Consider the following 12,857-nt stretch of genomic DNA (forward strand, 5'->3'; position numbering starts at 1 on the left):
AGCATTGGCAGAGCCTGATTATTCACAATGATAACTAAAACTTTTGATTATACAACATTTTTTTCTTTTTTATTTCAACTAATCGATCAGCATGATGCTCTTTTTCGGCCTGTCCCTGCTCATAGACTTGTTGAAATAATGCTAGGCTCTTCGGATCGATAAAAGACACTAAGGGGCGTCTCACGCACGTAAAATTCAAACATCCTAGCAATCCTATCATCGGTTTGGCGAACTGCCCAGCCGTAAAATTTTTCCTTCGCGCCGGTTTGTTTTATTCATCCTGCTCTAGTGGTTATCGCGAATTACCCTGCTGAATGTAACATTGCCGTAAACCTTAATACGTGGAGGTTGAAAGCTCGATTTCCCAGATGAGACCTCATTCTACCGCTCCAACAATAATTGAAGTAGCGAAGGGATCAACCGTCCTATAGCTTAAAAGTTGAAACTTTTATGCGCCACTAAACCAAAAGAATTAGAAAAAAAATTGTTAGTTAATGAAATGCTTCCTATCTTCGAATGTGGCATTTTACTAATAACCAACCGGTGACGTAACCGGAATAACTTAAATCAAGTTGATAAATTTTCTATAGACGTTGGTACGCTGTCTTGCGTGTGACGCTCCAGATATACGAGCTGTTAATCCACTCTCGGGAATAGGTTGACGGGATTTCCCTGAACAGAATCAACTTCAAAAACACTTCGGTTACGTAACCGGAAAATATTAATAACCAATTTATACAAATTATGAGCAACAAACCAGCATGCGCTAAATCCCATTTCTACCGAGGATTTAGAACATTAAAAATCGCAACACGACAGCGGCTTGTCCTGCTATCATTTCCTTTAGTATTTCTGGGAATCCCTCCGAGCACCCTTTACGCCCACTCCAGCAGTCGTTTGATTAGCCTACAAACAGCACAGGGTATTGTGAAGGACAAAGATGGAAAGCCCATTGAAGGAGCGACCGTAACAATCCGCGGCACTTCTGTGGGAACACAGACCGATCGCAACGGGCATTTTATGTTTCCCAATTTAGAGAAGGGCAGTGTTTTAGTGTTCAGTTTTACCGGATACTTGACGCAGGAAGTCACTCTCGAGAATCAAAAAAGCATCGATATTGTGCTTGTTGAAGATCCTGAAGCATTGGAGGAGGTCGTAGTCGTTGCCTTTGGAACGCAGAAAAAGACGGATATGGTGGGCTCTGTAACACAAATTAAGCCTAACAACCTACGGGTTCCCAGTAGTAATTTGACCACGGCTCTGGCAGGACAAGCCGCAGGTATCATTGCCTTTCAAAGAAGTGGTGAACCGGGGATGGATAATGCTGATTTCTTTATTCGCGGGGTGACATCCTTTGGTACGGGGAAAGTGGATCCTTTGATTTTAATTGATGGAGTTGAATTAAGTGTTACGGAACTTGCGCGACTACGTCCCGATGATATCGAGAGCTTTTCGATCATGAAAGATGCGACTTCCACCGCTTTATATGGCGCTCGCGGAGCCAACGGTGTAATATTCGTAACAACAAAGCAGGGTAAGGAGGGAAAAGCTAACATTTCTTTGCGCGCAGAAGGATCTGTATCTGCTCCAACAAGTAATGTTGAATTAGCCGATCCAGTTACATACATGGAACTTTATAACAATGCTTTGGTTTCACGTGACCCTTTCGCCGAACCCCTCTATACACAAGAAAAAATCGAATCGACACGTGAGGGTTTACACCCCATTATATTTCCAGCGGTTGATTGGCGTTCTGCTCTCTTTAAAGATCAAACGTTTAATCATCGATACAACTTGAACGTGACGGGTGGCGGAAAAGTTGCTCGTTACTATGTTGCCGGATCGTTTGCGCAAGATAACGGTATGCTACGTGTTGACGGTAAAAACAACTTCAATAACAACGTCGATTTAAAGAGCTACACCCTACGCGCCAATGTCAACATCGATCTGACAAAAAGCACAGAATTAATTGTCCGCCTTAATGGAAACTTTGATAATTATACAGGTCCGATTGAAGGTGGTGGTGCCATGTATAACAAAGTCGTTCGCGCAAATCCTGTAGATTTCGTCCCTTTCTATCCAGTGGATGATTTACATAGCCATATCGAACACATCATGTTTGGCGGCTTGCGAGAACGCGCATTCTTAAATCCGTATGCCGACATGGTTAAAGGCTACAAAGATTACGATCGTTCGCTGATGATGGCGCAGATGGAGATAAAGCAGAACTTATCGTTTTTAACGGAAGGGTTGCGCTTTCGCTCCATGTTCAATACCAACAGAATCTCCCGATACGATATCGAACGCGCATATAAACCTTTCTTCTACGAATTAGCCTATTACGATCGTCGAACTTTAGATTATGTGGTTTCTATAACGAATGAAAACTCAGGGGAGGAATTTTTAAGTTTCGGTCTTGACAACGAGCTTCGTGCTCAAAACTCCGTTTTTTACATGGAGAATGCAATTGATTACTCGCGAACGTTCAATGAGAAACATAGTATTAGTGCTTTATTGGTAAATATCCTCCGTTCTAGCACCAACGCCGTTGCAGGAAGTCTACAGCTTTCCTTACCCTCAAGAAATTTTGGATTATCAGGCCGTACAACTTATTCTTATGATAATCGCTACTATGCCGAAGTGAACTTCGGTTATAACGGCTCAGAACGCTTTCACGAAAGCCATCGATACGGATTTTTCCCTTCATTTGGATTGGCTTGGAGCATTTCCAACGAGAAATTTTGGGAACCTTTAAAAGGCAAAATTAACAATCTTCGCCTACGCGGTACTTACGGATTAGTAGGAAATGACGCTATCGGCTCGGCTACAGATCGTTTCTTTTATTTATCCAACGTGGTAATGAATGATGCCTCCAAAGGATTTACTTTTGGAAGAGAATATGGTACTACTCAACCTGGAATCAATGTAACACGTTATTCAAATCCCGACATTACTTGGGAAACGTCCTATAAGACAAATCTGGCTCTAGAATTAGGTCTATTTAATAAGGTTAATATTCAAGCGGACTTCTTCAAAGAAGAAAGAAAAGATATATTGATGAACCGCTCGGCAATTCCCACAACGATGGGTCTGTCGGCTGCTGTTCGCGCGAATGTCGGTCGTGCCTCCGGACAGGGAATGGATATGTCAGTCGACTATTCAGAAAACTTTTCAAACGGTTTTTGGATGCAACTTCGAGGGAACTTCACTTATGCAAAAAGCAAATACTTAGCTTATGAAGAGCCTATTTATGAAAAAGAATGGTGGAAGTCGCGCTTAGGATATTCGATTCATCAGCCTTGGGGATATATTGCTGAACGCCTATTCGTTGATGACAGTGAAGTGGCGAATTCACCGAGTCAACAATTTGGCTCCACCAATGTTGCCGGTGATATCAAATATAAAGATGTCAATGGCGATGGTTTAATAACCACATTGGATCAGGTTCCAATCGGATTCCCTACTATTCCAGAGATTATTTATGGAGGCGGATTCTCTGTTGGCTATAAAAACTTTGATATTTCGGCATTCTTCCAAGGTTCTGCACGTTCGTCCTTTTGGACTGGCGGGGTCGTAGATGGAGTTACCGGACCAGCCAATGTCCAACCTTTTGTTGGCGGAAAACAAATCCTAAAAGCGTTTTCAGATAGTCATTTCTCTATGGAGAATCAAGATCTATATGCGCTATGGCCACGCTTAAGCACACAAAATCAAGCCAATAATACGCAGTTAAGCACATGGTGGCTAAATAATGGCGCATTCGTACGGTTAAAACAAGCAGAGATTGGTTATTCGTTACCAGATCGCTTGGCAAAAAGACTTTATACGGATAAGTTAAGAATTTACGCAAGTGGTACGAACCTGTTTTTAATAAGTGGTTTCAAATTATGGGATATCGAAATGGGCGGAAACGGTCTTGGCTACCCCTTGCAAAGAGTTGTCAATTTTGGAATCAACCTATCCTTTTAACCTATTAAATCTGTAATTATGAAAAAATACATATTTCTCCTCATACTATTTCTGGCGACTTCCTGTAACAAATACTTGGATATCGTTCCGGATAATATAGCCACGATCGAATATGCATTTCGATTACGCGCGACTACTGAACGCTATTTATTTACCTGTTATTCCTACCTCCCACAGCTTGGAAATAGAAACACAAGTCCTGCACTCTTTGGAGGTGACGAGCTGTGGTGGGTGCGCGAGAGTATCTCTTCAAACCCATGGCATATTGCAAGAGGAAATCAAAACGTCACTAATCCCTATCTAAACTTTTGGAATGACACCTACCCTCTTTGGCGTGCCATACGGGAATGTAATATTTTCTTAGAAAACATCATGAACGTCAAGGATGTAGAAGATTTTGAGAAAAGGAAATGGGCGGCCGAAGTAAAGTTCTTAAAGGCCTATTATCATTTTTTCCTTTTGCGAATGTATGGGCCGATTCCAATTATGAAGGAAAACATCCCAATTTCTGCATCCGAAGAGGAAGTTCGCGTTTCGCGCCAACCTGTCGACGAGGTGTTCAATTATATTGTCGAGTTAATTGATGAAGCTTGCCTAGACTTGCCAGATCTTGTTGACGACGAGAATTCGGAATTAGGAAGAATCACATTGCCTATTGCGATGGGTATGAAAGCAAAAATATTGGTCTATGCAGCAAGTCCCCTATTTAATGGAAACCCAGATTACTCTGGTTATTCAAATAAAGACGGTACGCTACTGTTTAGCCAATCTGCGAGTCCTGAAAAATGGGCGAAAGCCGTAGCTGCGTGTAAAGAAGCAATTGATAAGTGCCATTCATTGGGAATGGAATTGTATTATTTTGAGGAAACCAATATTGCGAGAAATTTATCGGATTCTTTGAAGACACAAATGAATACGCGGAATTCGTTTGTAGAACGTTGGAACTCAGAAATCATTTGGGCACATACGAAGAATAATGCGCGCGATTTGCAAGTCAATGCCATGCCTAAAAGTTTGCCTGCCGCAGCCATAGGCAATGGCGCAGTGGAAGGACATTTTGCAGTTCCGATGCGAATTGCCGATTTATTTTACAGCGAACATGGTATACCCATCGATGAGGATATCAGCTGGCCATATGACAATCGGTTTTCTTTGCGAAAGGCCGTTGATAAAGATCGCTTTTTTATTCGGAAAGGATATACGACAGCGGAATACAATTTTGACAGAGAATCAAGGTTTTATTCGACGCTTGGCTTCGATGGAGGAGTTTGGTTTGGCCAAGGTAACTTTGATCAGGAAAACGCATATTGGCTAGAATTAAAACTTGGACAAAGCGGTGGAAAAAGAGGAAATCTAAACCATACCGTAACCGGATATTATCCTAAAAAATATATCTACTATACGAATGTTTTATCGACGACTGCTAATACTTATACATCGGTGGACTACCCTTGGACTATGCTTCGATTAACAGACCTCTACATGTTATACGCAGAAGCATTAAATGAGTTGCAGGGTCCAAATGATGAAAGCTTCATCTATTTAGACCTCGTACGCAAGCGAGCAGGTTTAGCCGGTGTCAAGGAATCGTGGACAACCTATTCGAGAAATCCAACAAAGTTCAACACTCAACAAGGGCTTAGAGAGATTATCCAGCAGGAGCGTAATATTGAATTCTGCTTAGAAGGGCAGCGATTTTGGGATGTCCGTCGTTGGAAAACCGCCATTGAAGTTTATAATGATGTCATTAGCGGTTGGGATATGGATCAGGCACGAGCGGAAGATTACTATCGTGAAAAAACCATATTTCGTCAATCGTTCGCCCTGAAAGATTATTTCTGGCCGATTCGCGAATACGACTTAATTGTCAACAAAAACTTAGTTCAAAGTCCAGGATGGTAAAATGATAAAATCATGAAAAGAATAACCACATATATCGCAATTGCTGTTATCATGGTATTAGCAGCTTGCCAAGAAATGATTCATAGCCCTTTAGAAGAAGTCTCTTCAACGCCCGGGCAACCGACCGTAACGAAAATTGAGAATATAAACGGCGGGGCAAAAGTAACTTATTCAATACCCAACGATCCAAGTATATTATATGTTGTTGCTGTTTATAATACTGGGAAGGGCGAGGAACGTGAGATTAAATCGTCAGTTTATAAGAATTACATTGAGCTTGAAGGATTTGGCGATATCAATCCTTATCAAATTAAACTGTATAGTGTTAATAAAGCTGAAGTTCGTTCAAGTCCTGCCGAATTCACAATTAATCCATTAAATCCTCCAATCGACGAAGTCTTTAAAACGTTGGTTGTTAATCGAGATTTTGGAGGACTAAATGCTAAGTTTAGCAACGAGAAGGAAAAGGGCATTGTTTTTTATACCCTTTATAAAGATGAAGAAGGAAACTGGGTACAGTACGATCGCCTCTTCACCTCAGCGAAGTTTCGTGACTATTCCGTTCGAGGATTACTTCCGAATCCGACCGATTTTGCTTTTTTCTTCCGTGATGAATGGGGAAATCATTCGGACACTTTAAAGACGAATATCACTCCGCTGTATGAAGAAATGTTGGAGAAAAAGTTGTGGAAAGCTTATCCACTACCTAGTGACACTTATACGGTGCAGGCAAGTTGGGGACCTATTAGCAATATATGGGACGGGGATTATGTTCGTCTTTCCAAGTTATATTATCAAGCTACTGCCGGTGCGTCTATGCCGAATTGGTTCACAATTGATTTAGGCAAAAAATCTAAATTTAGTCGAATGGTTGTTTTCCAAGCACCTACGGAACGTCCGACCTATGCATATAACTATGGAACACCTCGAACCTATGAAGTTTGGGGGTCAAATAATCCAAATCCAGACGGCTCATTTGACGGCTGGACCCTGCTAATTCATTGTGAGTCTATAAAGCCTTCGGGCAGCCCGGTAGGTGAGCGCACTCCTGAAGATAGCGCCTATGCTTTGGCTGGTGAGAACTACAACTTCCCCCCAGAAACCGAAGCATATCGATACATCCGGTTCAAAACGATCCGTTCTTGGACTGGTGCACAAAACTTGATGCTTACTCAGCTAGATTTATATGGCCAGCCAATGGATCAATAGTTATGAACTTAAAAAAACAAAGTGTATGAAAAAGCAAATTAATTCTCCCTTTATACTATTTACCATCTTGTTCGCTGTCGTTTTAACAGCTGGGTCTTGTGGTCGCATGGATGATACTTATGTTCAATTTTTAGAGGGCGGAGAAAAAATATACGTTGCAAAAGCGGACTCGCTAAAATTAAAATCAGGAAGAAACAGAGTTGAACTCTCTTGGTTACTTTTATCGGATCCCAAAGTTAAGAAGTATAAGATATATTGGAACCAACGTCGAGATTCTTTAGAAAACACTATTAGCAAGTCAGATGATGTTGACACCGTACGTGTCATTATTAACAACCTTCTAGAGGGCAATCAGACCTTTCAAATATTTACCTATGACGATTCAGGAAATAGCTCTGTTAAAGCAGAAATCTCCGGACGCGTTTATGGAACCCTCTATGAAAAATCTTTACTGAATGCTACCATTTCGAAAGTTCTTAGAAAATCTGATGATCTGAAAATCATTTGGAATGTCAATCAACCGGCAGGATTGAGTGTAACTGAGATTAAGTATTTGGATATGACAAATAATCAGAGGCTGATCCTGAACAAGAATTTTAAGGATACCACGACTTTAGCACAATTTCCATTGAAAGGCAACTTTGAATTTCGTTCTGGCTTTTTGCCAGACTCATTGGCGATAGATACGTTTTATGTAGATTTTGCAGAAGTCAAAACCAATTAAATCAACACTAATAAACCAACACTATGATTCTACAGCAAAAGAACCGACGATGTAAACCTCCTTTGTTTCTATTTCTTTTATCGATTTTTTGCCTAAACATCGCTCTAGGTCAGCAAAAAAAAATAACAATCATTCCGGCGACCGAGGCCATCAAAATCAATAGCGATGCAATGCGCATTAACGAGAAAAGCAGCGAACGAATTACCGATTCTAGGTTAACGACTAAGTCCGGAATCACCTTGAAAGCAGGTATTGCCCAGGCCATAAATTCTGAACGAGAGGAATCGGATATAGCCTTCCGCATTCGCATTCCTACTGCCGGCCACTATACGATTTACACAAATGCGGTGACCGATTCGGAGGGGGCTCAACTGATGAAAAAAGCGAAATCGAAGTTCGAGTCCTTGTTTATGCGGATACAATTTGGCGACAAACGAGGGACCAAACGAGTGGTCTATGTTCCTTGGGACCGACCTGTCCAACATACGGGCATCTTTGACCTTCCTGCCGGCGAGCAGGATGTCAAAATCTGGTTACCTCGAGGAGTGCGATTTGAATACGTACAGATTCAAAAATATGTCGCTCCTAAAGTCCCGACGGCTGCAGCTTCTTATAAACCATCCGTAAAGCCGCCCAGCAGCCGGCCACGGCTTTGGGTAAATCAGGAAACACTACCAATGGTCAAAAAGAATCTGTTGGATCCAGAACATGCGCCTATTTGGAACAAACTTAAGGATGATGCATTAAAGCCATTCCCGCTTGTATTCGACCCCAATGAAGAGATGTCTTATAATGTTGATCTGGAGAAGGCGATGGAGCTAAAAGCGTTCTATTATTTAATGTCTGGTGACAGAAAGATAGGTCGGGAGGCGATTGACCTAACAAAGGCGTATCTTTCTCATGTGGAGTTCGGTAATATTTTGGACATCACGCGGGAGCTGGGCCGTGCAATTTATACAGCAGCTTTGGTGTACGACTGGACATATGATCTTCTATCTAAAGAGGAGAAGGAAAATTTGGTTAAGGATTTTATGCGCCTCTCGATGGATATGGAAATCGGCTGGCCTCCCTTTCGTACCAATATACTAAATGGCCACGGAAACGAAGCAATGGTCAACCGTGACTTCTTAGCAATGAGCATTGCAATTTATGACGAAGATCCTGTACCCTATCAATATGTATCCTATCAAATATTAGCAGATTTGGTACCGATGCGCCGTTTTGAGTATCAATCACCACGTCACAACCAAGGTATTGGTTATGCGGCTTATCGTTTTGCTTGGGAAATGCATGCGGCATGGTTGTATTATCGAATGTCGGGACAGAAGGTCTTTGATGATAATATCACTTCGATGCCTTCCTATTTTATGTATATGCGTTCTCCTGCAGGCGAGATGTTACGAGATGGAGATGGTTTTGCATCAGGGAAAGCTGGTGAGCCTTTCTATTGGAAATCGCCACAAGTGATGTTTTTAATGTCCACTTACGGGCGAGATCCTATTGTGAAGGGAGAATTCCTTCGGCATGGCCAGCTTAATAACCCGACGATGTTTCTATTGCTGAACGACCCAACTTTGAAAGCCGAACCTAGCTTGAATAGTTTAGCTCTTACAAAGGACTTTGGCCCAATTTTAGGATCCATGGTAGCAAGGACCGGTTGGAATATCGGTCCTGATAGCGACGATGTGGTGGCAGAAATCAAAGGTGGTGGTTATCATTTCGGGAACCATCAGCACGCGGACGCTGGCGCCATTCAATTATATTACAGAGGCTTTCAATTTGGTGATATCGGACTCTATCGATTCTACGGAACTCCCTATGATATGGGATTCAACAAGCGCTCGGTTTCCCACAGCGTGATGCTTGCTGTCGACCCAAATGAAAAGTATTACCGTAGTGAAGTAAATGATGGCGGTACTCGCTTCAACCAGCGTGCGCCACGCTCTCAAAAAGAAGTTGAAAGCGATCCTTGGTTCCACAATGGAAAGGTAATGACGACTGCTGTAGGTCCCGATCCAAAGCAACCGTATTTCAGTTATTTTGCCGCGGACTTAAGCAGTGCCTATTCGGAAAAAATGCTGAATTACACGCGGCAGTTTTGTTTTATTAATACTGGCCGGAAAGATATTCCTGCGGTGATTGTATTAACCGATCAGATGGAGACCAAGACTCCAGCTATCGATAAATATTGGCAGATCGCGTCGCTTAATAAACCAGAGCTTACTGCTAATGGATTTATCTTACACAATTCGCTAAATGGACGTGTGGGGAAAACGCATGTTTCTATCTTAAGCCCTTCTAGCGGTTATGATGTTAACGTGCTTTCGGACTCTATGACGACAAATGTTTTCGGAAAACAGTTAGAAGTTCCTGAAACACCATTAGCAGAGGGAAAGGGTCATCGAACACTGGTTTCTCATCAATCCAAGGAAAATACGAATCATTATCTTACGGTATTCCAGGTATGCGAGGGAAACAGCTCTCCGCTGGTTCTTTCGCAAGAAAAGAGCGGAAATGTTGATTTGATATATATTGGAGATGACTTAGTGGTAGCCAGTTCCGCAAAAGAGATCAACGAAAAATTCGGGTTTAAAAATAATCGGAAGAACAGCAAGGCTATTTTAACTGGCTTGAAACCCGGAAAATGGGTATTGCGTCGTGGTAAGAGAGTGATGGCTGAGAAAGAGGTTAGTGCGAAGGAAAGAACTGCATACTTTGAGCTGGATCGGGCGGGAGCGTATAGTGTTGAAATGAAGTAGAGAAAAATCTCGTGTAGCAGTTCTACAAAATGCTGCACGAGATTTCCAGATTATTTATGGTTACTATTAATTTCAATTATTGCATGAATATCCTTTCTGGATCCCCAAAGAGCGCTGTACTGTCAACCACAGCAGCCTCCGAAGATTTTAATTACTTATTAAGGAACCCTTTTCTTTAAATCGACATAGCGATCATCGAGGCAGACAGAGAAATTTAATTCATCATAAGTACACTTCTCTTTAAGTTCAGCATCGGCAAGTTAGCTTCAATTTCATGTAAGTAATAACTGATGATGTGTTGGGATCTTTAGCACTGAGAATCGCAAAAGTACCTTTCGCTGCTGTCGTAAATGTTTAGCACCTATTATCATGTTTGCTGGTTGGTAAGAAGAATGGGATATTCAAAATTAGTTGGGGAATCATTTCTGAACAATTCTCCGCCTACCATGCCCCCTAGGGCCGCTGAAATTCCTCTTAAAACGCAGCAAAGTGCGGAAGTTCATAACCGCCTCGGAAATCCCCACGATAAAAATAATTCAAAATGCCTCACTCCATCATGGAGAACTCTAAATATAAAAAGCCTTTCCCCTCGCTAATTACCTTGCTTAAAGGCCATCTATCACTTCCCTCGTTGAGGATTTTGTACAAGAAAAGATAAAAGCCTATCCTGCCGTTTCTACTCCCAGCTTACGCATTTAATTCTTAACCTTTTAATAGATCAGCAATTAGTTGTTCCAGCTTATCAAGATCGAACGGTTTGGGAAGAAAAGCATCGGCAAGAGCACGCTTTGCTAAAGTTTCGATCTCACTGTTAGCTGAGACAAGAACGACCGGTATATTAGAAAATTTCGGATGTGTCTTGAGGAGCTGTGTGGCTGCTATCCCACCTATTTCCGGTATCCAATTGTCCATCAAAATCAAATCTGGCTGGTAGGTAGCTACTTTCTCAAGAACATCATGTGAGGTCGATGATTGATTTATCGTATAACCCAAATCCTCCAATACGATGGAAAAAATTTCCAGCACAAAGGGGTCATCGTCAAAAATAAGTATTTTTTTTTGTGTCATTTAGCCGTGGAATTATTTATGATTTTTAAGTAAATAATTAAGTGAGTTTTTTCCAAATTTTTTGTTGCCCTATGCGCTGAAAACGACTTTCTAGTGTAGAAAACACCAAGGTCTCTTTTGGCCCCAATCCCAGAAAACCCGAGTTCTCTAAACTTTCGTAAAAAAGTCTAATCACACGGTTTTGTAGCGTACGATTAAAATAAATAAGTACATTGCGGCATAAAATAAGTTGAAAGCTGTTGAAGGAAGCGTCTGAAACCAAATTATGGGTTGAAAACACCATACGTGACCTCAGTTCATCGCTAAATTGAATAACTCCATGATTTGCAGAATAATGAGCTGATAGGCCATTGTTCCCGCCAGACAAAGCGTAGTTATGTACATACTCATGCATGTTTTCCATTGGAAAGATGCCTTTGGAAGCTCGTTCCACTACAGATCCATTGATATCCGTTGCATAAATCAGCGATCGTTGCAGTAAACCACACTCTTTTAGAAGTACCGCAGTCGTATATGCCTCCTCTCCTGTTGAGCATCCTGCAATCCAAATTCGGATTAAGGGGAAAGTGCTTAAATAAGGAATTATCTGCTGCCGCATAGATAAGAAAAAATCCGGGTCGCGAAACATTGTTGTAAAAGGAACAGTGAGCTGCTGAACAAAAGGTACAAGTAAAGAGGTATCTCGCATTATCTTTTGAAATAAATCATCCAGATCAGGGCTTTTCCAAATCAATAATATTCTTTTCAGCCTGCGTTCCAATGAACTTCGATTATACTCTGTAAAGTCATATCCGAATTGATTCAAAAGAACCTGGAAAAACGAATCCATTTCATTTCTATCAATCATCACTTCCTGCTAAAAGTATTCTATTAATTTCCGTTAACAGCTTATCAATATCTACCGGTTTGGCGACATAGCCGTCAGCTCCCGCCAAAATACATCGTTCCCGATCACCCATCATCGCTTTAGCCGTCACCGCTATAATGGGTGGATAATCTTTTCGTGGCGATTGATGAACAAATTCAAGGAGTTCAAACCCATCGAATTCCGGCATCATCATATCCAGAAGCACGATATCAACCCCCTTTTCCTTCTCTAGATAATCTAATCCCTCTTTTGCAGAAATACAACCTTCTGCTTTCAGACCTCGTGATTTCAAGGCCGTTTTCAACGCGAATATATTTCGCAGATCATCGTCAATAATTAAAATATTCATCTGCTTTAG

At 41.5% G+C, this 12,857-nt stretch carries 8 protein-coding genes; 5 read left to right on the top strand and 3 right to left on the bottom strand.

All coding sequences use genetic code 11. The features are described from left to right. The first annotated feature begins 744 nt into the window (after window positions 1–744). The 5 genes from QYC40_RS17005 to QYC40_RS17025 all read left to right on the top strand — a co-directional run bounded on the left by QYC40_RS17005 (window position 745) and on the right by QYC40_RS17025 (window position 10,563). Window positions 745–3,969, top strand: a complete 3,225-nt coding sequence (locus QYC40_RS17005; protein WP_301991403.1) for a TonB-dependent receptor — start codon at window positions 745–747, stop codon at window positions 3,967–3,969. 18 nt (window positions 3,970–3,987) lie between these two features. Beyond that, window positions 3,988–5,871, top strand: a complete 1,884-nt coding sequence (locus tag QYC40_RS17010; RefSeq protein ID WP_301991405.1) for a RagB/SusD family nutrient uptake outer membrane protein — start codon at window positions 3,988–3,990, stop codon at window positions 5,869–5,871. Between the two features lie 12 nt (window positions 5,872–5,883). After that, entirely contained in the window at window positions 5,884–7,080 is a 1,197-nt protein-coding gene (locus tag QYC40_RS17015; protein ID WP_301991406.1) for a DUF5000 domain-containing lipoprotein, read from the top strand. 25 nt (window positions 7,081–7,105) lie between these two features. Further along, on the top strand, window positions 7,106–7,804 hold the full coding sequence (locus tag QYC40_RS17020) for a DUF4998 domain-containing protein (protein ID WP_301991407.1): 699 nt from the start codon (window positions 7,106–7,108) through the stop codon (window positions 7,802–7,804). 170 nt (window positions 7,805–7,974) lie between these two features. Beyond that, entirely contained in the window at window positions 7,975–10,563 is a 2,589-nt protein-coding gene (locus QYC40_RS17025) for a hypothetical protein (RefSeq protein ID WP_301991408.1), read from the top strand. A gap of 702 nt (window positions 10,564–11,265) precedes the next feature. Here the strand turns inward: QYC40_RS17025 and QYC40_RS17030 are convergent. Genes QYC40_RS17030 through QYC40_RS17040 form a run of 3 tightly spaced genes read right to left on the bottom strand, consistent with a single transcriptional unit; the run spans window position 11,266 to window position 12,848 of the window. Then, window positions 11,266–11,631: a response regulator gene (locus QYC40_RS17030; protein WP_301991410.1), complete on the bottom strand. Its 366-nt coding sequence runs from the start codon at window positions 11,629–11,631 to the stop codon at window positions 11,266–11,268. A 37-nt stretch (window positions 11,632–11,668) separates the two neighbouring features. After that, entirely contained in the window at window positions 11,669–12,478 is an 810-nt protein-coding gene (locus tag QYC40_RS17035) for a protein-glutamate O-methyltransferase CheR (RefSeq protein WP_301991411.1), read from the bottom strand. Beyond that, entirely contained in the window at window positions 12,471–12,848 is a 378-nt protein-coding gene (locus tag QYC40_RS17040) for a response regulator (RefSeq protein WP_301991413.1), read from the bottom strand. The genes QYC40_RS17035 and QYC40_RS17040 overlap by 8 nt, the downstream gene beginning before the upstream one ends. Window positions 12,849–12,857: the final 9 nt, after the last annotated feature.

This window comes from Sphingobacterium sp. BN32, assembly GCF_030503615.1.
GTDB lineage: Bacteria > Bacteroidota > Bacteroidia > Sphingobacteriales > Sphingobacteriaceae > Sphingobacterium.